The organism is Kribbella polygonati, from assembly GCF_050320105.1.
Taxonomy (GTDB): domain Bacteria; phylum Actinomycetota; class Actinomycetes; order Propionibacteriales; family Kribbellaceae; genus Kribbella.
On record NZ_CP190129.1, the window covers coordinates 637138 to 656215 of the forward strand.

Annotated in this window: 15 protein-coding genes; 8 read left to right on the forward strand and 7 right to left on the reverse strand. The window is 70.8% G+C overall.

Features of this window, described 5'->3' with window-relative positions:
• Nucleotides 1-229: 229 nt before the first annotated feature.
• From ACQHIV_RS03005 to ACQHIV_RS03020, 4 genes are all read left to right on the forward strand, one after another.
• A complete protein-coding gene (locus ACQHIV_RS03005) occupies nucleotides 230-1024 on the forward strand; it encodes a TrmH family RNA methyltransferase (protein WP_427891400.1) in 795 nt (264 codons plus the stop codon).
• A gap of 45 nt (nucleotides 1025-1069) precedes the next feature.
• Nucleotides 1070-2056 carry a GDSL-type esterase/lipase family protein gene (locus ACQHIV_RS03010; RefSeq protein WP_427891402.1) on the forward strand — a complete coding sequence of 329 codons (987 nt, stop codon included), beginning with the start codon at nucleotides 1070-1072 and terminating at the stop codon, nucleotides 2054-2056.
• A gap of 81 nt (nucleotides 2057-2137) precedes the next feature.
• Nucleotides 2138-2770 (forward strand): maleylpyruvate isomerase N-terminal domain-containing protein, encoded by a 633-nt coding sequence (locus tag ACQHIV_RS03015; RefSeq protein WP_427891404.1) that lies wholly within the window; start codon nucleotides 2138-2140, stop codon nucleotides 2768-2770.
• A gap of 4 nt (nucleotides 2771-2774) precedes the next feature.
• Nucleotides 2775-3113, forward strand: coding sequence for an iron chaperone (locus tag ACQHIV_RS03020; RefSeq protein ID WP_427891406.1), 339 nt, complete (start codon nucleotides 2775-2777; stop codon nucleotides 3111-3113).
• On the opposite strand, the gene ACQHIV_RS03025 is transcribed toward ACQHIV_RS03020, so the two are convergent.
• From ACQHIV_RS03025 to ACQHIV_RS03035, 3 genes are read right to left on the reverse strand one after another with little or no spacing between them, the layout of a single operon-like run.
• Nucleotides 3104-3994, reverse strand: a complete 891-nt coding sequence (locus ACQHIV_RS03025; protein ID WP_427891407.1) for a hypothetical protein — start codon at nucleotides 3992-3994, stop codon at nucleotides 3104-3106. The genes ACQHIV_RS03020 and ACQHIV_RS03025 overlap by 10 nt on opposite strands.
• Before the next feature lie 10 nt (nucleotides 3995-4004).
• On the reverse strand, nucleotides 4005-5459 hold the full coding sequence (locus tag ACQHIV_RS03030; protein WP_427891409.1) for an SWIM zinc finger family protein: 1455 nt from the start codon (nucleotides 5457-5459) through the stop codon (nucleotides 4005-4007).
• Complete coding sequence (locus tag ACQHIV_RS03035) at nucleotides 5452-8244, reverse strand: DEAD/DEAH box helicase (protein ID WP_427891411.1); 2793 nt, start codon at nucleotides 8242-8244, stop codon at nucleotides 5452-5454. Before ACQHIV_RS03035 ends, ACQHIV_RS03030 begins: the two co-directional genes overlap by 8 nt.
• A gap of 91 nt (nucleotides 8245-8335) precedes the next feature.
• Between ACQHIV_RS03035 and ACQHIV_RS03040 the strand changes: the two genes are divergently transcribed.
• Nucleotides 8336-9304, forward strand: a complete 969-nt coding sequence (locus tag ACQHIV_RS03040) for a zinc-binding dehydrogenase (RefSeq protein ID WP_427891412.1) — start codon at nucleotides 8336-8338, stop codon at nucleotides 9302-9304.
• On the opposite strand, the gene ACQHIV_RS03045 is transcribed toward ACQHIV_RS03040, so the two are convergent.
• Together ACQHIV_RS03045 and ACQHIV_RS03050 are read right to left on the reverse strand one after the other, a co-directional pair.
• Nucleotides 9305-11710 carry a helix-turn-helix domain-containing protein gene (locus ACQHIV_RS03045; protein ID WP_427891414.1) on the reverse strand — a complete coding sequence of 802 codons (2406 nt, stop codon included), beginning with the start codon at nucleotides 11708-11710 and terminating at the stop codon, nucleotides 9305-9307. It lies immediately after the preceding gene.
• A complete protein-coding gene (locus ACQHIV_RS03050; protein ID WP_427891416.1) occupies nucleotides 11685-13001 on the reverse strand; it encodes a diguanylate cyclase in 1317 nt (438 codons plus the stop codon). The genes ACQHIV_RS03045 and ACQHIV_RS03050 overlap by 26 nt, the downstream gene beginning before the upstream one ends.
• Nucleotides 13002-13122: 121 nt before the next feature.
• On the opposite strand from ACQHIV_RS03050, the gene ACQHIV_RS03055 reads away from it, so the two are divergent.
• Nucleotides 13123-13266 (forward strand): hypothetical protein, encoded by a 144-nt coding sequence (locus ACQHIV_RS03055; protein ID WP_427891418.1) that lies wholly within the window; start codon nucleotides 13123-13125, stop codon nucleotides 13264-13266.
• Between the two features lie 65 nt (nucleotides 13267-13331).
• On the opposite strand, the gene ACQHIV_RS03060 is transcribed toward ACQHIV_RS03055, so the two are convergent.
• Nucleotides 13332-14582, reverse strand: a complete 1251-nt coding sequence (locus tag ACQHIV_RS03060) for an MFS transporter (RefSeq protein ID WP_427891420.1) — start codon at nucleotides 14580-14582, stop codon at nucleotides 13332-13334.
• Nucleotides 14583-14943: 361 nt separating this feature from the next.
• Here ACQHIV_RS03060 and ACQHIV_RS03065 point away from each other — a divergent pair, with 361 nt between their 5' ends.
• Both ACQHIV_RS03065 and ACQHIV_RS03070 read left to right on the forward strand, forming a co-directional pair.
• Complete coding sequence (locus ACQHIV_RS03065) at nucleotides 14944-17502, forward strand: MXAN_6230/SCO0854 family RING domain-containing protein (protein ID WP_427891421.1); 2559 nt, start codon at nucleotides 14944-14946, stop codon at nucleotides 17500-17502.
• Nucleotides 17503-17638: 136 nt separating this feature from the next.
• A complete protein-coding gene (locus ACQHIV_RS03070; RefSeq protein ID WP_427891423.1) occupies nucleotides 17639-18184 on the forward strand; it encodes a hypothetical protein in 546 nt (181 codons plus the stop codon).
• Nucleotides 18185-18295: 111 nt separating this feature from the next.
• Here ACQHIV_RS03070 and ACQHIV_RS03075 read toward each other — a convergent pair whose 3' ends face one another.
• The gene (locus ACQHIV_RS03075; protein ID WP_427891425.1) at nucleotides 18296-19054 is read right to left on the reverse strand and encodes a FadR/GntR family transcriptional regulator; all 759 of its coding nucleotides are present in this window, start codon (nucleotides 19052-19054) and stop codon (nucleotides 18296-18298) included.
• Between the last annotated feature and the right edge of the window lie 24 nt (nucleotides 19055-19078).

Genomic DNA, 19078 nt, shown 5'->3' on the forward strand with positions numbered 1-19078 from the left:
GTGAAGGAGAGGGGGTGAGGGGGAGGTGGTGAAGGAGAGGGGGAGGTGGGGTTGAAAACCGGGTGACGGGGGTGGTGGGGGTGCTTACGATCCGGGTGTGATGAGAATCCTTGGTTGATGCGGTCGGGAAGGCCGCGTCTGTACCACGGCACCTGTGGGTGTCGCCCCGCCGGAGTGGACCGTCGTGTCCCCGGCGCGCTTGCTGATTCTCTCCGTACGGAGCCTGCACATGACTGTGCATCCTTCTGCCCGCCCCATCGGCGCGCAGCACCCCCGTGTCCGAGACCTGCTCGTTCTGCGCAAGGACGGCTCGCCCGGCCGGATCATGGTCGAAGGAACGTGGGAACACGACCGCCTGCTGACCACGACCGCCACCATCGAGGCGTTCTTCTGGTGCCCGGAGGCCGGGATCCCCGACGTCGACCGGTACGCCGCCCGCGCCGAGGAGGTGTATCGCATCTCCGCGAAGCTGCTCGCCCGGCTGTCCCGCAAGAGCCGCTCCGACGGCCTGCTCTCGATCGCCCGGGTCCCCGAATGGCGCCCGCAGACCTTCCACTTCTCGGACCACTCGCTGGTCCTGGTCGCCGACGGCGTCGAGTACGCCGGAAACCTCGGCACCCTGATCCGTACGGCGGACGCCGCCAACGCCGACTGCCTCGTCCTGACCAGCCGCCGCGCCCGCCCGACGCACCCCGCGGTGTACTCGGCGAGCCGCGGCACCGTGCTCTCGACGCCGATCGTGGAGTTCGACGACATCCCGTCCGCGGCCGCCTGGCTGCGGAGCCACCGCTTCCGGGTGCACCTCGCCGACCCGGCGGCGACCGGGACGTACCGGGTTCCGCGGTACGACGGTCCGACCGCGTTCGTGGTCGGTTCCGAGGGCTCGGGGCTGTCCCGGGCCTGGCACGACCAGGGGTTCGACGCGGTGTCGATCCCGATGCTCGGCCAGGCGGACTCGCTGAACGTCGCGCTGTCCGCCGGGATCCTGCTGTTCGAGGCGCGGGCCCGGAAGGAGGGGTGGTGACTTCGTTGGCACAATGACAGCTCCGTCGACGAGAAGGAGCAAACCGTGCCGTTCGAACCTGGCGAGGTCGTCGCCCCGTCCGATCCGCGCATCGTCCTGGAGGGACAGTGGGGACACCAGCCCGGCGTGGCGATCACCGTCAACTCCGGCTCCCGGATCTCCTTCTCGTACGCCGGTGAGCGGCTGCAACTGCTCTTCGACACCGACGGACTCACGGTCGCCCCGCACCTGTGGATAACCGTCGATGACAACGAGCCTTCGCTGTATGTTGTCGACCAGCCGGTCATCGAGCTCGCAGCGCCCGACGGCCGGCACCAGATGTCGGTTGTGGTCAAGGACGTCAACGAACACGCGAACCGGTGGAACCCGCCGTTCGAGTGCGCGGTGGTTTTCGCGGGCCTCGTGCTGGACTCGAGGTCGGTGCTCCGGCTCAGCGGGCGGCCGGGCGGTCCGCGGCTGGAGTTCTACGGCGACTCGATCACGCAGGGCGTGCGCTCGTTGAGCACGCACTCGGAGTCGGAAGGCGCGGACGGTACGACGTCGTACGCGTACCTGACCGCCCGCGCGTTCGGCGCCACGTCGTACCAGGTCGGGTTCGGCAGCCAGGGGATCAGCAAGCCGGGGAACGGCGAGGTGCCGGCCGGCGTCAACTCGTTCGGCTGGAACTTCGCCGGCTCGCGCGCCGAACGCGTCGAGCCGTCCGACGTCGTCGTGATCAACCTCGGCGTCAACGACCCGACGCTGGAGATCGAGGAGTACGCCGACTACGTGCGCCGCGTGCGGGCGGCGTACCCGACGACCACGATCGTGTCGCTGACGCCGTTCAACGGCAAACACGCGGAGACGATCCAGGCCGCTGTGAAGACCCTCGACGACCCGAACCTGATCTGCGTCGTCTCAACCGGCTGGATCACCGAGGACGACTGCACCGACCAGGTTCACCCGTCCGTCGCCGGCCACGCCACCATCGCCGAACACCTGATCGCCGCCCTGGAGGAGCAGACGGCGTTACGCCGCTCTCCTTCTATCTAATACAGGAACGGGCGCCGCGCAACAGACTGGTTTTCGATTTCCCGAGCCTGCAGACTCGAGGGTGTCGAGAGGAGCATTTCTGTGCTGACGGCAGACGATGTCGAGACGGCGACCGACTGTGTGGTCGAGGCGCTCCGGCCGGCGGTGGACGCCGACTGGGGTGTACCCGCCGGGTCGATCGAGTGGAGTTGCCGGAAGACGGCGGAGCACATCGGGCAGGCGAACCTGCACTGGGCGTCGCAGCTCGCGGTCGGTGCGCGCACGCAGTACGTCCGCTGGTCCGCGCAGGCGCAGCCGCTCGCGCCGCCGGCCGGCGTACTGGATTTCGTCGAGGCGGCCGGGCGGATCCTGGCGCTGGTCGTCCGGGCGAGTCCGGCGCGGACGCGGGCCTTTCATCCGTGGGGGATCGGCGATCCGGAGGGTTTCGCCGGGATGGCGTGCGTGGAGTGGCTGGTGCACGGACAGGACCTGGCCGAGGGGTTGGGCTGCGTGCTTGAGCCGCCTGCTGAGCTCTGCGATCGGGTGCTGACGCGGCTGTTCCCGCACGAGCCGCGGGTGGTGGACGAGCCGTGGCCGGAGCTGCTGCGGCTGACCGGTCGTACGGCGGGTGCGCCGGAGTCGTGGAAGTGGCGGCCGACGCCGCTCGGCGAACCGTGGGACGGCGCGCCGGTGCCGGAGCCGATGCCGTTCACGCCCTTGAGCGCGGCAGGATAGCCGGATGGCCGACACCGTTGACGAGTACATCGCATCGTTCCCACCGGACGTGCGGGAGATCCTCGAGCAGGTCCGCCGTACGATCCACGCCGCCGTACCGGGCGCGGGGGAGAAGATCAGATACCAGATCCCCGCCATCACCCTCGACGGCACCGGCCTCCTGCACTTCAGCGCCTGGAAGTCCCACATCGCCCTCTACCCGATCCCGCCGATCGACGAGGACCTCACGCCGTACATCTCCGGCAAAGGCACCCTGAAGTTCCCGCTGAACAAGCCGATCCCGTACGACCTCATCACCCGGATAGCCCAGGCCTTCGTTGCCGCCCGCAACAATCAGGAGTAGGCCGGAGCGATCGCCCGCGCGAACTCGACGATCGGTTTCGGCCGCATCTCGTCCCACGGGAGCGAGACGACTGTCACGTAAGCGTCCCTGCTGGTCCTGAAGATCAGGTAGCCGTCGTCCTGTTGCCAGCCTTCGGCGCCGACGGTCACGCGATGCGCCAGCCCGCCGGTTGCCGCCTGCTTGATCAGACCGAAGTCCGTCGCGCTGTCGGCGCCCATAAAGGCTGCGACGGTACGCGTCGCCGAGCCCCACTCGCAGGTGAGGTGATTGTCGACCAGGGCGTCCCGTCGCAGGACGGCTTTCGTACCGAGGATCCGTTCGGCGGCCACGGTGCCGGGGGTGCACTCCGGCCGGACGACCGTGGGATGTCCTGCGGGGAGTCCGCCGGCGAGGCTGGTGACGGCATGGGCGATCGACAGGAGTTCGTGCATCGTGCCGGCGCCTGAGTTCTCGACGGTGAGTCGGACCTGGCGACCGTCGGCGCGGAAGACGAGCCAGGGGGCAGCCGCTGCCGGGTTGAGCGCCCAGGAACCGTCGCCCATCCCACCGTCGCCGACCTTCGCGGCGTAACCGCCTGCTGCCGTCGAGACTTCGTCGGCCTTGCGGAACCTGGCTGCTTGCGCGGCTGTCACGGGCAGGATCGAGACGAGTACGCGGATGCGGTGTGCTGCCTGTGCTGGATCCACCAGAGTGCAGCCTTCGGACAGGGGTGCTGCTGGACGGTACTCGGCGGCCTCGGTGGTCCAGGTGCCGGGGAGGGTTAGGCGGACGCGTTCGCAGAGGTTGCCGGTTGGGGTGGGTGCGGTCTGGTTGGTGGTGTGGGGGTCGCAGCCGAGTAATGCCAGAAGTAGGACTGCGGTGATTGTTGCTCGGCGGCGCATGGTGGTTCCTTCAGAGGAGGTCATTGGGGTCCGCTGCGGGTGGGCGGGTCAGGGTCCAGTCGTTGAACTGGTTGTCGAAGCGGTACCAGAGGTTGTCCTTGCCGAGGCGGAGTTGGAGTTTGCCGGCGGTGACGTGGTTGGCCTCGATGGTGGCTTCGGGGAGGGCGGTGACGGCTTCGGTGAGGGCTTCGGGGGCGACGTCGTGTGGGGCGTCGACGGTGACGGCGAGGCCGCCGGGGCCGCCGTGGTCCCAGGCGGTGGCCCAGGTGGTGAGGCGGCGGGCGGGGATGCCGGCGCGGTGCGCGAGGTCGGCGAGTTCCGGCGTACCGAGGGCTGCCGCGGCGCGGCGGGCGAGGTCCTGCTCGAAGGTCAGCGGGTCAGGGGAGTCGCCGGACGCGAGCTCCCACGCGCGGCGAGCGGCGTCGGTGGCGAGGGCAACCAGGTCCCGTACGTCGACCCCGGCGGACCGCGGCGGATCCAGCACCTTCACCGCCGCCGGCACCCCCGGCGCCCCCAACGGCCGAGGCGGCACCGGAATCGGCACGACCGGTGCAACCGGCACGACCGGCGCGACCGGCACGACCGGCACGACCGGCGCGACCGGTGCAACCGGCGCGGCGACCCGATCCACGCCTTCGGCCAGGGTCCCGCGATCGGCCGGGGTCCCGCGATCGACCCCGGAAGCGGAGGTGGCGGGGTCGGCGGGGGTGCCGCGATCGGCCCCGGCAGCGGGGGTGGCCGGCGGGTCTGCGGGGTGGGGATCGGTGCCGCGAGGGAGGTGGCGGGCGAAGGCGGCGATGGCCGGGATGCCGGCGGGGGCGGGTGTGGGGGGAGGTGTTGGGAGAGGTCCGCCGCCGCCTCGGCGGGCGCGGAGGTTGGTGAGGAGGTCGGCTCGCGGGCGTCCTCGGAGGAGGAGCAGGGCGAAGGGGTCGTCGTCCAAGGTGTCGGCGACCAGGTAGCAGACGGCGGCGGAGTGCTTGCACGGTACGGCGAAGTCCGGGCAGCTGCAGTTCGTCAGCACCTCGCCCGCGCCGGGCAGGAGGTCCAGCCCGGTCGCCCGTACGTCGTCCACGACCTCCGGCGGAAGCTCTCCGTCGAGGAGTGCCGCCACTCGCCCGATCTGCGCCGACACCACCTCCAGGACGGCATCCCACTCAGCCTTGGAGAACGCCCGGATCCGCACGGTCACCTGGTACGGCGTGACCCGGCTGCCCTGCACCACCGCCTCGACCTGCCCCGGGCTCACCGTCAGCTCCAGAACACTTCCGCGCCGCGCGTACGACCGACCACGCGACAGCCGTCCCGGATCGAGCCGCGCCCGCTGCTCCAGCGCCTCCAGCCACGCCCGCCCCCACCACGTCGCCCCGAACGACCGCCGGCTCCCGGGACCACGAGCAGCCGGCAACCCGGCATCCTCACCCTTACGACGCCAGCCCTGCCACGGCGTGCGATCCTCGTCAGCCATCGAATTTCCCCACGGCAGAAGGGTTGTACGCGCTCGCGGACCCCGACCGTGACGGCCCCGTCGACAGCTCCACCAGCTCGGTCAGCTCCGTGTCGGACAGCTCGCTCAGCCACGCCTCACCCGAGCCGACGACCGCGTCCGCGAGGTCCCGTTTCGCGTTGATCACGGTCGCGATCCGGTCCTCCAGGGTGTTCTCGGTGACGAGCCGATGCACCTGCACCGGCCGGTCCTGCCCGATCCGGTAGGCGCGGTCCGTCGCCTGGTCCTCGACCGCAGGGTTCCACCAGCGGTCGTAGTGCACGACATGGGTCGCCTGCGTCAACGTCAGCCCGACGCCGCCCGCCTTCAACGACAGCAGGAACACCGGCGCCTCGCCGGCCTGGAACTGCTCCACCATCTCCGAGCGCTTCCGCACCCCGATCCCGCCGTGCAGGAACAGCGTCCGCACCTGCCGCGCCGCCAGATGCGCCTCGATGAGCCGGCACATCTCGACGTACTGGCTGAAGATCAGGACCGATTCGCCCTCGGCCAGGATGACGTCGAGCAGCTCGTCCAGCGCGGCGAGCTTCCCCGACCGCCGCTCCAGCGGACCCGGCTCGTGCAGGAACTGCGCCGGATGGTTGCACACCTGCTTCAACTGGGTGAGCAGACTGAGCACCAGCCCGCGCCGCGCGATCCCGGACGCCTCCTCGATCTTCGCGAGCGTCTCCTTCGCGACGGCCTGGTACAGCGTCGCCTGCTCGGTCGTCAGCGGTACGACGACGTCGTGCTCGGTCTTCTGCGGCAGCTCCGGCGCGATCCCCGGGTCGCTCTTGCGCCGGCGTAGCAGGAACGGCCGCGTCACGCGGGCCAGCCGCGCGGTCGCCTCCTCGTCGTGGAACCGCTCGACCGGTACGGCGACGTCCTGGCGGAACCGGTCCAGCGTGCCGAGCAGTCCGGGCGCCGACCAGTCGAGGATCGACCACAGCTCGGAGAGCCGGTTCTCCACCGGCGTACCGGTCAACGCGATCCTGGTTGCCGACGGCAACGTCCGCAGCGCGCGGGCGGTCCGTGACAACGGGTTCTTCGCGTGCTGCGCCTCGTCCGCGACGGCCAGGCCCCACCCGATCTCCCCGAGCAGCCGGTGATCCTGGCGGACCACGCCGTACGTCGTGAGCACCACCTCGTCCGCGGCGAGATCGCTGAGCGTCCGACCCGTCCCGTGGTACCGGCGGGTCGGTACGTCGGGGGCGAACCGCTCGAACTCGCGCTCCCAGTTGCCGAGCAGCGTCGACGGGCAGACGACGACCGTCGGCCCGCGGCCCGTGAGCTGCAGGTGCAGCGCGATCACCTGGATCGTCTTGCCGAGGCCCATGTCGTCGGCGAGGCAGCCGCCGAGGCCGAGGTTCGCGAGCTGCGCCATCCACGCGACGCCGCGGCGCTGGTAGTCGCGGAGGGTCGCGCGCAGGCCGACGGGTTCGACGTACGGCGCGGGCTCGTCGGCCGACCGGAGCTTCGCCAGCAGCTGCGCAAGCGAGCCGTCGGCGTCGAACGGGACCAGCTCGCCGTCGACGTCGATCGTCCCGGTCAGCGCGGCCCCGAGCGCCTCCGCGCCGGTCAGCGTGCGCGTGGACCGGTCGCGCAGGCGCCGTACGACGTCGTGGTCGACGCGGATCCAGCGGCCGCGCATCCGGATCATCGGGCGCTTCGCCTCGGCCAGCGCGGCGACCTCCGCCTCGGTCAGGTCCTGGTCGTCGAGGGTGGGGCGCCAGCGGAACGCGACCAGCTCGTTCAGGTTGAAGCCGGGGCCGGTGATGGCGCCGGGCGTGGGGGTCGCGGCGCTCGCCCGGAGCGCGAGCCGCCCGGCGAAGAGCTCGGTCGGCCAGAGCACCTCGATGCCGGCGCCTTCCAGCTCGGGACTGCCTTCCGCGAGCTCCTCCAGCGCCGCGTCGTCGATCGGGATGTCCTCCGGCGCCGCGTCCCGCAGCGCCGTACCTAGCGGTGGCCAGACGCGGGCACCGCGTCGGAGCGCCAGCAGCAGGTCGGTCTCCGCGCGCTCGCCGAGGGCGGTCAGTACGGCGGCGGGCGCGTTCCACAGGTCCGCGACGTCCACCAGCAGACTCGGATCCAGGCCGCTGCGCAGCTGCAGCACCGCCCGGAAGTCCTCGGCCGTCTCGGGCGGCTCGATCCGCAGCACCAGCCGGGTCCCCGCCTGCTCGGCCAACGCCGTCTCGTCCAGCCACGTCGTCGACCCCTGCAGCGCAACGGGTTCGACGGCAGCGAACGGGGCCGCGCCTGGGCGAACCGCGACGGCCGCTGCCGGAGTACGGACGAGAGAGTCGGCCAGAGCGTCCCAGAAGGCACGGATCAGCTGCTCCGGCTCCACCAGCCGAACCGGCCGGGTGCCGGCGATCGGAAGCGCATGCCCGTACGCCGGCATCGCGGCGCCGAGGTTCCGCAGCCACGCGTGGTCGATCGGGTCCAGCGGAGCCACCCGCCACGCGCCGTACCCCTGTGCGCTCTTGTCCGGCACGAGCCGCCCGCGGCCGATCAGCACCAGCCCGGCGAGTCCGGCCGCCCGCCACGCGGCCCAGCTCCGGGAGGCGTCGCCCTCAGGCTCGGTCAGGCGGCCGATGACCTCGTCCATGGACAGCAGCCGCGCGGGCACGGTCGTCCGGCGGACCGCCGTACCGCGCGGGAGCACCAGCTCGACGCTGCCGTCCGCGGTCTCGCCGGACAGATCGCCGTACAGCGCCAGCCGGCCCGCGCGCGGCGGATCGGCAGGCACGAACACGGCGTCGAACATGCCCCGCAGAGTACTTGGCGTCAGGGACAGAATTTGACCTGAACCAAAGTTGAGGTTGCACGCTCTAGACCTCCGACCAGAAGGAACAGCGATGCGTGCAGCAGTGGTGACCGCGTTCGGCGGTCCGGAAGTGATCGAGATCCGCGAAGTGCCGGATCCGGAGCCCGCGGCGGGGCAGGTGCTCGTGGAGGTGGAGCTCGCGGACCTGATCTTCGTCGAGACCGCGATCCGGCGCGGCGGCCACGGGAAGTTCTTCGACGTCGAGCCGCCGTACGTCCCCGGCAGCAACCTCGGCGGCCGGGTCCGCGCGGTCGGCCCCGGCGTACCGGCGCACTGGATCGGCAAGTCAGTGGTCGGCCGCCCGGAAGGCTTCGGCGGCCACGCCGAACTCGCCGTACTGACCCCCGAGGTCGAGCTGCCGCCGGAGCTCGACCTGCGGACCGCGGTCGCGGTGTACGGCGACGGCTTCACCGCGCTGATGCTCGAGGAGCTGGCGCCCTCGATGACCGGCCGGAACGTCCTGATCACCGCCTCCGCCGGCGGCATGGGCCTGCTCCTGATCCAGCTCGCCCACAAGGCCGGCGCCCACGTGATCGCGGCCGCCCGCGGCGAGGAGAAGCTCGCACTGAGCCGCGCGCAAGGCGCCGACGTACTGATCGACTACAGCAAACCGGGCTGGGAGAAATTGGTGCTGGAGGCAACCAGCAACCAGGGCGCCGACATCGTCTTCGAAGGCGCCGGCGGCGAACTCGGCGCCACCGCCTTCACCGTCACCAAGGACGGCGGCTGGTTCTCCGCCCACGGCGCCCCCAGCGGCGGCTTCGCCCCCATCGACCCAACCACCGCCGAACGCCGCGCCATCACCGTCAAAGGCATCATGGACCTCCGCGCCGACTCCACCACCACCAAGGTCACCGCCCACAACGTCCTCACCCGCGCCGCAGCCGGCGACCTCCGCCCCGTCATCGACCGCATCTACCCCCTCGCCCAACTCCCACAGGCCCACCAAGCCCTGGAAAACCGCACACTGCGCGGCAAGGCGCTGATTCGGATCCGCTGACTAGTCGAGCAGCTTGAGGAGATCGGTGGCCTGCTGCTCCGCGTGCGGGGCATAGACGCGGAGCAGTTCGGCCGCCTCCTGCCAGCGGCCGCGGGCCTCCTGCAGGCGTCCGCGCGCGTACTCGATCCGGCCTGTGACCAGCAGCAGTTCGCCCTCCCGGTGCCGGTCGGCCCCGGCGCGGGCGTGGGCCAGGCCGGCGGTCGCGTACCGGGAAGCCGCGGATTCGTTGTCACGGGCAAGTTCCAGACTCGCGAGCCGCAGCAGCATCTCCGCCTGACCGTTCTCGTCACCGGACGCGGCGAAGCTCTCGAACCCGCGGACCAGCGCGGTCGCGGCGTCATCGACCTGTCCGGCGGCCAGGTACGCGTGGCCGATCATGCCGTACCGCTTGGCCCGCGACCGCTGGTTCAGCCGGGCTTCGGCGATGCCGACGCTGAGCTCGAACGACGACCTGGCCAGGTCGTGCCGGCCCTGTTTGGCCAGCGCCGTACCGCGGATCAGCAGCCCGAGACCTTCGACGTTCGGGTCCCCGATGGTGCGGCTGAGTTCGAGCGTCCTCTCGGTCCACACGAGGCACTCGTCGAGACGGCCCTGGATGCTGTACACGTAGCTGATCGACGAGCAGCACCTGGCCTGACCGACGGCGTCGCCCAGCTCCTCGAACAGCTCCAGCGCCCGGAGCAGATGCCGCTCACCGGAGTCCAGATCGTGGTGTTCGACGTCCGGGATGGCGCGGTCGTGCTGCAGCCAGGCCGCGAGCAGGCGGTGCTGGTCACCGGTCACCTCCTGCGCGGCGCTGATGATCGATCGCATCTGGGGCCAGCGCGACCGGGCTTCGTGGTACCCGAACAGCGCCAGCGCCAGCTCGGGCAGCCGGCCGTGCAGCGCCGGCGTCCGCCGCGCCTGACCGAACGCCTCGATGATGTTCGCCTGCTGACCGTCGAGCCATTCCAGCGCGGCACCCGCGTCGCTGAATCCGACCGGGTCGGACGCGGATCCGGCCAGGGCGAGCCGCCGGCTGTGGTGATGGGTCAGCCGTTGGCATGACCAAGCAATATCGACGTACAGCTGGAGCAGCCGGTCGAGTGCTGCTCGCTGGAGCGGTTCCGGCAGCTTGGTCAGCCCGCGCTCGCGAGCGAAGGTGAGAACCAGGTCGTGCAGGCGGTACCGGCCGGGTGCGACCGCCTCGAGCAGGTTGAGATCGACCAGGCGCTCCAACGATCGCTCGGCCTGGTGCACCGGCTCGTCGAGTAGTGCGGCGGCCGTCAACGTGATGAGCTCGGCGCTGCTGAGCAACCCGAGATAGTCGACCGTTGCCGCCGCCCGGCGGTCCAGTGCGCTGTCGCTCGCGGCCAGGAACTCGAGCGAGCCGGCGATGTTCGCCCGTACGCCGGACTCGCCGGAGCCGAGCTGGTCGAGCCGTCTGCGTTCGTCGCGCAACTGCTCGACGAGGTACGCGACCGGCCAGTTCGGGCGCGCGGCCAGCCGGGCTCCCACCAGCCGGACGGCGAGCGGCAGGTTGCCGGTCAGCCGTGCGATCTCCCGGGCGTCGTCGCTGTCGACCGCGATCCGCGCGGCGCCGGCGACCGTGGACAGCAACTCCACCGTCGCCGAATCGGGCAGCGGCACCAGGCCGATCTGGCTGCACCCGGGAAGGGTGATGAGCGCCCGGCGGCTGGTGATCACGACCGTCGGGCCGGGCGCGCCGGGCAGCAGCGGTGCCACCTGCGCTGCGCTGTTCGCGTTGTCCAGAACCAGCAGCACGCGCCGCCTCGCGAGGCAGCTACGCAGCAGCGCGGTCGCGCCGTCGACGTCGTCGGGTACGGCCGCGGAAGGCAAGCCGAGCGACCGCAACAGCTGTCCCGCGGCCGCGAGCGGTTCGACCGCGTCGCCGGGCCCGTAGCCACGGAGATCGATGTAGAGCTGCCCGTCCGGAAAGCTCGGTGCTGCGAGGTGCGCGGCCCGCGCTGCCAGCGCTGTCTTGCCGACACCGCCCATGCCGCTGATCGCGAACATCGGCACCGTGTCAGGAGTTTCGGGAACGGTGGACAGTACGGACAGCAGCCGTTCCAGCTCCTCCTCGCGGCCCGTGAAGTCAGCCGGCGCGGAGGGGACCTCCTGCGGTACCTGTGGCGGTCCGGTCGCTCGTACCGCGTTCTGTTGCTTGGCAGCACGCATCAACGCTGCCGTGGCCGCGGCATCCAGCTGTAGTGCCTTGCCGATCGCGTCCAGCGTCTGGCGGCGCGGCCGGCGTCGGGTACCGCGTTCGATCAGGCTGATCGCCTGCTCACTGAGGCCCGCCAGTTCGGCGAGCGCGGCCTGCGTCAGGCCCGCGGTACGCCGGTGTTCGCGCAGCAGCTCGGCGACGCTGCCGGCGGTGTCAGTCGGCGACTGATTCGTCTGCACGATCGGCGATACCGGGCCGGGCGGTGACGATCTTGTTCCGCCCGTCCCGCTTCGCGCTCAGCAGTGCGTTGTCGGCGGCCAGGATCAGCTGGTCCATCGTCTCGGCGACCTCGGGGTAGACCGCCGCGCCGATGGACGCCGGTACGCCGGTGATCACGGTGCTGCTGGCGCTCGTGGTCTCCACCGCCACGCTCAGCGTGCTGAGCCGGTCGCGGATCCGGCCGGCCACCTCGAGCACCTCGCCCTCGGACGCGCCGGGCAGCAGGACCGCCAGCTCGTCGCCGCCGACCCGGGCCACCAGATCGCCCTGGCGGACCTCCGCGCGGATGCTCTCCGCCACCGCCCGCAGTGCCTGGTCACCGGCCGGGTGCCCGTACGTGTCGTTGATTTCCTTGAACTTGTCGAGATCCAGCATCAGCAGCCCGACAGTGCTCCGCAGCGACTGCGCCCGGGCCAGTTCCGCCGGCACCGCGCTGGCCCAGTACGCCGGTGTGGCAAGCCCGGTCTTCGCGTCGGTACCCGCCGCGCGCTGGAACTGCGGCAGCAGGAGATCGCGGTGCAACGTCAGCACGGTCACCATCAGGATCGGAACCACCCACGGGTACGAGGCCTGCAGCGCGGCGACCGCTACGCCGAGCCCGAGGCCCGCGACCACGACGAGCTGGTCTGCCAGATCGCCCAGCGCACCACGCGCGGTCGCGTCCGGGGACGACAACAGGATCGCTCCGATGACCAGTGCGAAGTTCAGCAGCCACCAGGTGGTTGCCGCGGCCAGCACGACCAGCAACGGCCACGGGCCGGTCGGTACGCGCGGCTCGTGCAGCAGGCCGCCGGCCCGCAGTACGGCGGCACCTGCCGCGCTGGCCAGGATGAACGTGCTCGCCGAGAACACCTTGCGATGCGCGATCGTCCGGCCGTAGACCCGGATCCAGGAGTAGCTGTACGAGATCACGACCAGCGCGACCACCAGGCTGAGCGGGAGCAGCAACAGCCCGGCGAACACCCAGAGGCTCTTGAGGTTCGTGTACGGCGAGGTGTTGGCCGCCATCTCGCGTCGGCGCTCGATCCCGCGGGCAGACTCCAGGTGCAGGATGGACGCGGCCGTCAGCACGCCGCAGGCCAGCCACTCCTTGTGGCCGACGCCCCGGGACATCGTCGATCCGGCAGACAGGACGGTGATCACGATCGCGACCGCATCGACCCCGAGCACGTACAGCAACGCGGGACGGGGGAGCGACCAGAGCTTCCACTGCCGGGGTGGCACCAAATTGCTCCGACCGATCAGAATCATTGTGGCCTCACCAGGATCGACCTGAACGGTTATTCCTGAATAGTAACTGCCTGTTCACGCGAGGTCAGCACCGGCCCGCGTTTGTTTCATCCCCTGGGATGACGAAGGAAGGATCTGCACCATGGCGAAGATCAGCACCGGCAACGAGTGGTTCCGCGGCGGCAACGAGTGGTTCACCGGCACCGGCAACGAGTGGTTCCAGGGTGGCAACGAGTGGCTCCGCGAGCCCGGCAACGAATGGTTCCGCGGCGGCAACGAATGGTGATGTGAAATTCTTTACCGACATTTTACCGAGCCGATCGGGAGATGTTTGCGCGGATCTCCGGCGGCTCAATTGGCGGGAATTTCGTTCGCTGCCCGGCGGGCACGTGCCCAGGCACTGCCCGCCAGCAGGGCCGCGCAGGTACCGATGGCCCCCATCGTGCCCACCGCCACCGACGGCGACCAACGGTCGGCGAGCAGTCCGGCGAGCAGGATGCCGATCCCCTGACTGCTTTTCAGTGCGGTACTCGCGACCCCGAACGCCTGACCACGCTGCGCGTCCGGCACTGCCTGGACGAACGCAGCGCTGGTCGGCAGGTGGTACGCGGACGCCAGCCCGGACAGCGCCCACAGGGCCACTGAGAGCAGCAGTCCGGGCGCGTCGATGCAGAACACCAGCGGCACGCAGGCAAGGACCGCCAGCGGCCCGAGAAGCCGCAAACGCTGCTCCGGCTGCCACTTGGTGATGAGCCACATGCCAAGTACGGCGCCGGCGGGGCTGGCGGCGAGCAGGAAGCCGGCCGCGGTGGTGCCGCGGCCGATCTCGTGCGCGTACGGGACGGCCAGGCCCTCCACGGTCACGTAGAAGCCCGCGATCGTCGCGAGCAGCACCAGCGTCCGGAGCTGCGGCGTACGCGCGACGAGCGAGAAGCCGGCCGCGAGGTCGCGGAAGTAGTTCGTGGCTGGCGCATTCGTGCCATGGCTCGTCTGGCCACCGTTAGGCGTCGGCCGGCGGTGCACGCCGAAGACGACCAGCAGGGCCGACAGCACGAATGTCGCCGCGTCCAGCAGCAGTCCGCCCGACGTACCGACGGCCACTACGACCGCGCCGCCGAAGCCGAACCCGAGGACCTGGCTGAACTGCACGACCATGTCGTTCGCGGCCTTGCCGAGAACGTAGTGGTCACCGGGCAGTACGGCGGGCAGCGTCGCCGCTCGCGCCGCGTTGAAGGGTGAGCCGCAGGCCTGTAGTGCGATGAGCAGGGCGATGACTGCTATCAGGGGGAGGGCGTGGATCGCCATGGCTGCGACGAGGATGGCGCGGGCGACGTCCGTGACGATCATCACGGTGCGGCGGGGGTAGCGGTCGGCGATGCCGGAGAGGAGGGGGCCGAAGAGGAGGTCGGGGATGTAGGTGAGGGCGTAGGTGAGAGCTGTCAGGCCGGCCGACGAAGTGCGGTCGAAGACCAGGACGGACAGTGCCACGCGGGCGAGCTGGTCGCCTGCGACGGACAGTACGCCGGCCAGGAACAGTGCCCGGAACTCCGCATGCCCGAAGACGTCCCGCCAGCGCGCACGCTCGATCACCCCACCGGTCATACCTTGAACGTTAACCACATTCCGTGGTCTCACACCTCCTGACTGTGAGCAAGGCGACGGAGTCGCGGCGCATCAGTGCCAAATCTTGGTCAGATCGGGGACCCGGTGGAGCAAGATTTGGATGAACGTTCTACTCTGGTGTTCTCCGGTGGCGGGGTCTGGGCGGGGCGGCCCCGACCCTGCCACCGGAGCTCTTCTTTGTCGGGGCATAGGCCATCCAGGAACTGTCGGTGGCGCCCGGTAGCGTTCTCAGTGCCAGGGGCGGCTCCTGGACGTGCTTCCTTCTCCTTCACCAGGCAAGTAGCGCGTCCGCTCTCCGCCCCTGGCGCCTTCATCCTGAACGCCCACGGGGGAGACGCCCATGCCCGATCAACCAGCGGCCGTGCTGCTACGTCGGCGTCGGCTGGTCGATGCGACGGCGTTGACCCCGCCGGTACGGCGGTCCGCCTGGCAGTGGTTGCGGCGGCCGTTGACGATCCAGGCGGGGCTGTCGGCGTTGCAGGCGGATCTGATCCAGCGCGGGCTGCTGCTGTCGGTCGGCCTGTACCGGTACTGCGCCTCGCTGTCGGCGCCTGCGCTGGCCGGGTTCGGCAATGCGCTGCTGGAGCTGCTCGACGCCGAGTCCGGGTTCGACACCGAGCACACACCGTTGTTCCGCGGGTTCCCGGAGAGCGTTCCGGGCAACACCGAGACCTTCTATGTGAACAGGGTCTTCGCACGGCTGCTCCAAGAGCCCGAGCAGCCGTGTGTGTTGTGCGGCGACACCAGTTCCGTGCATGCGGTCTCGCCGTGCGCGCACCTGGTCTGCCGCACCTGCTGGGACGGAGCCGACTTCAGCGCCTGCCCGCTCTGCCTGCGGCGCATCGACCCGAACGACCCGTTCCTCCGCCCGTCGGTCGACGAGGACGCGGAGGTCCATGTCCGCTCGGACCGGCTGCGGCTGCTCTCGCTGGCCACCGCCGACTCCCTGCGCCAGACGATCGAGGGGCTGCTGTCCCGGCGATCCCCGTTGTCCGCGGCCGATCGCGCGGACCTGCGGATCCTGCTCGACGGCGCCAGCGCGGCCTGGCTGCCCGACGACATCCCGGTCCGCGAGACCCGGGCGCTCGTGATCGCGCACTTCCTGGCCGCTGATCCCGCGCTGATCGACCGCACCGACACGGCCACCGACGTACTGCGGCTGAGCTACGCGCTGATGGACGCCGACCCCGGTCTCCGAACGCCACCGGCCCGGCGGAAGTCGTTGCCTCGGGCAACGCGGCGGCTGTTGCTCCAGCGGCTGGACCGGATGCCGGTCGAGCAGTTGGTGGAGGACCTGTTCCGGCACGAGCGCGCGTGGAAGCGGATCGGGGAGAACCTGCACCCGTTCGAGTTCGCGACCCGTTACCCGGTCGCCGCGCTCGCGTTCGCGATTCTGCGCCGTACCGACCTCGACCTCGGCACCGCCGTCGGACGTGCGGTGGCCGGCGAGGCGGCGCGGCATCCGTTGGTGCGGGTCGCGGACGGGCGGCTGGTGCTGACCACGTTCGGCTCGCGGGTCGAGGGCGCCTTCACGTACGGGCGTCCCGATCAGGCGCTCGACCTGCTCCGGCAGCGTCCCGGCGAGCTGGTACGGCGACTTGTGCAGCTGGCCCGGGCGCTGCCGCCGGAGCACCACGCAGCCCTTGTCGACGCGCTGACGACCGCCGTCTCGGACGTGTCGCCGGTCGTCCTCACGGCCGCGCTCGGGCAGGTCCGGACGCCGCCGGGCGACCTGCGGCTGTTCTTCCCGCGCGGTGGGACCACCCGGATCTGGACCGCGGTCGACGAGCGCGAGCCATTGCCGGCCGACCTCGCCGCCGAGCTGTCCGGCGTACTCACCGGTGAGATGTTGCGCAGGGCAACAGGTTTGCCGCGCTGGCGGCGGGCGTTCCTGGACGAGGAGCTGACCCGGCTGGCGGCGCCCGGTTCGGAGCGCGGCGCGTCGGCGAGCCTGCTGCGGATGCCGCGGGGGAGCGCGGCGCCGATCCCGCAGGACGAGCTGCTGCGGCTGTTCCTGCACTGGGTCGAGCCGGCCGGCCGGCGGGTGGATCTCGACCTGTCGGTCGCGGTGTTCGACGACGAGTGGGGTTTCGCCGGGCTGTGCGACTACACCCGGCTGCGGTTCGACGAGGACGCGCTGGTGCACTCCGGCGATCTGACGTCGGCGCCGGGGCCGGGCGGTTCGACGGAGTTCGTGGACGTCGATCTGCGGGCGGTGCGCCGGGTCGGTGGGCGGTACCTGCTGCCGGTCGTGTTCAGCTACAACGACGTACCGTTCGAGGAGCTGGAGCGCGGGTTCGCCGGGATGCTGCGGCAGCCGTCCGGGCTGTTCGATCCGGCCGCCGTCGAGGAGCGGTTCGACCTGGCCGGGCCGGCGAAGATCCTGCTCCCGTTCGGTGTTGACCTGCAGACGAAGGAGCTCCGCTGGTACGACGTGAATCTGAGCGCCGCCGGGTACGGCCACGACATCGCCCGGTACGCCGGCCAGCTCGGGCTGATGGCGGCGACGCTCGAGGAGGTCCACGGTTCCGGTGACCGGGTCAGCCTGTGGGAGATCTGCTGCTGGCACGCGGCGGCCCGGACCGACGAGATCGTGGTCCGCTGCGCGGACGGGTCCGTCGTCGGGTACCGGCGTGGCGCGGGTGAGGAACTGGCGGCGTTCGCGCGCCGGGTGACCGCGCGGCTGGAGCCGGATCGGGCCTGGGACGTGGACGCGGCGGCCGGTGCGGAGTTCGTTGCCGTGCTCACCGGAGATCTGGAGGCCCGGCCGGGGGCGGAAGTGTACGCGCTGCATCCGCGCCTGCTGGACAACGCGAGTGTCGCGCTGATCGACGCGCCGCACCTGCTCGCGGTGCTGGCCCCCGACAGCCGGGCGCGGGCGAGCGTGCGGGCGGTCTGAGGTCGGACAACCCCTTCGCTCGGGCGAGTCTGGCAGGAGCCTGAGAGGTTTTTGACATTTCCGTGACGGACGCGAGTCCGGTGCTTTGGTGCGCTCCGGGCCAGGAGTACAACGGAATTGGCGAAGGGAGCCACGAATGGCGTACGACGTGGTGGTGCTCATCGAGCGGGAGATGAGCGAGGGCGACGCGCGACGCGTTGCCGCCCTGCACGCGAAGCGTGAGGATGTCGTCAACTACCACCTGCTGGTCTCCAGTCATCCGGAGAACGGCCCGAGTGGTCCGATGGCGTTGCTGGGTTCGACGTTCGCGGATGTGGCCGGGCTGACCGGTTCCGCGTCCGTGGTCGGCTCCGCGACCGCGCCGTCGGCGTGGACCGGGCCGCCGCCGGTGGCCCGAACACGGACGGCGACCCTCGCGGATCCCGCGGTCGATCTCGCATCGGTGATCGAGCACAGCGCACGTCAACTCCGGGCCGCGAGCGGGTTCCCGGTGCAGGTCTCGATCACGCACGGCGAGGTGCTGCTGGCACTGATGCAGATGGTGAAGACGACGAGCAGCCAGGAGGTCGTCGTGGTCGCCTGGCCGGAGACCGCGGCCCGGTTCCTGTGCTCCGACTGGACCACGAAGGCGCGCAAGGTGCTGAAGGTCCCGAGGATCCGGATCCTGGAGCACGACAGCTGAGGAGGACCGGTACCGGACGGCAGGATGCAGGTGTACGCCTCGAGCGGGCGGGCTCGGCGTACCAGGCGCTCGGCGCCACTGCCTCCTGTCGTTCGGCCCCGGTCCTCGGGGTCAGTCCTCGATGAGCGCGAGCAGGGTCTCGCGCTCGTCCTCCGGTACGTAGCCGGCGTAGTAGTCGAACATGTTCTGCCGGGCGATCCGGGCGGCGGCGTGGCCGTCGCCGGTGCGGATCGCGTCGACCACCTCGGCGTGGTGGTGCAGCGACTCGAGCATCAGCGCGCGGCTGTTCGGCGCGTGCGCGATCTTGTCCGAGATCAGCCCGAGGACGACGCCGCGGACGACCTCGTTACAGGTCTGGATCAGTGAGTTCCGGCTGATCCGGGCGATCAGCTCGTGGAACGCCAGGTCGGCCTCGCCGAACGCGTCGAAGTCGACGTCGATCGCGTCCCGCATCGCGACCAGGGTGGCCTCGAGCGCGTCCAGCTCCTCCTGGGTGCGCAGCCGGGACGCGACCTGGATCGCGGCGCCGTCCATGATCATCCGGAACCCGATCAGCTCACTCAGCGTGACCTCGTCGACCCGGGCCAGCCGGGCCACCTGCTTGCTCAGCGCGGCCGGTGAGAACGGCAGGATCTCCGGCCCGTTCGGGTCGCCCGGCCGGGAGCGGACCACGCCGTTGCTCTCCAGCACCCGCAGCGCCTCGCGCACCGTCGACCGGCTGACCGCGAACTGCGTGACCAGCTCACGCTCGCTCGGCAGCCGCTGACCGGGCGTCAGTTCGCCGCGGGCGAGCGCCTCCTCGACCTGCTCGACGATCCGCTGGTAGGCGCGCACGGGCTGCACCGGCTGGAACCGTGGAGACTTCGGCATTCGGCACACCCCCAGTCGCTTGAC

What these genes read in the sequence shown, in the direction of transcription:
- ACQHIV_RS03005 (WP_427891400.1), top strand. Translation starts at nt 230, where the DNA reads ATGACTGTGCATCCTTCTGCCCGCCCCATCGGCGCGCAGCACCCCCGT.
- ACQHIV_RS03020 (WP_427891406.1), top strand. Translation starts at nt 2,775, where the DNA reads ATGGCCGACACCGTTGACGAGTACATCGCATCGTTCCCACCGGACGTG.
- ACQHIV_RS03025 (WP_427891407.1), bottom strand. Translation starts at nt 3,994, where the DNA reads ATGCGCCGCCGAGCAACAATCACCGCAGTCCTACTTCTGGCATTACTC.
- ACQHIV_RS03030 (WP_427891409.1), bottom strand. Translation starts at nt 5,459, where the DNA reads ATGGCTGACGAGGATCGCACGCCGTGGCAGGGCTGGCGTCGTAAGGGT.
- ACQHIV_RS03035 (WP_427891411.1), bottom strand. Translation starts at nt 8,244, where the DNA reads ATGTTCGACGCCGTGTTCGTGCCTGCCGATCCGCCGCGCGCGGGCCGG.
- ACQHIV_RS03040 (WP_427891412.1), top strand. Translation starts at nt 8,336, where the DNA reads ATGCGTGCAGCAGTGGTGACCGCGTTCGGCGGTCCGGAAGTGATCGAG.
- ACQHIV_RS03050 (WP_427891416.1), bottom strand. Translation starts at nt 13,001, where the DNA reads ATGATTCTGATCGGTCGGAGCAATTTGGTGCCACCCCGGCAGTGGAAG.
- ACQHIV_RS03055 (WP_427891418.1), top strand. Translation starts at nt 13,123, where the DNA reads ATGGCGAAGATCAGCACCGGCAACGAGTGGTTCCGCGGCGGCAACGAG.
- ACQHIV_RS03060 (WP_427891420.1), bottom strand. Translation starts at nt 14,582, where the DNA reads ATGACCGGTGGGGTGATCGAGCGTGCGCGCTGGCGGGACGTCTTCGGG.
- ACQHIV_RS03065 (WP_427891421.1), top strand. Translation starts at nt 14,944, where the DNA reads ATGCCCGATCAACCAGCGGCCGTGCTGCTACGTCGGCGTCGGCTGGTC.
- ACQHIV_RS03070 (WP_427891423.1), top strand. Translation starts at nt 17,639, where the DNA reads ATGGCGTACGACGTGGTGGTGCTCATCGAGCGGGAGATGAGCGAGGGC.
- ACQHIV_RS03075 (WP_427891425.1), bottom strand. Translation starts at nt 19,054, where the DNA reads ATGCCGAAGTCTCCACGGTTCCAGCCGGTGCAGCCCGTGCGCGCCTAC.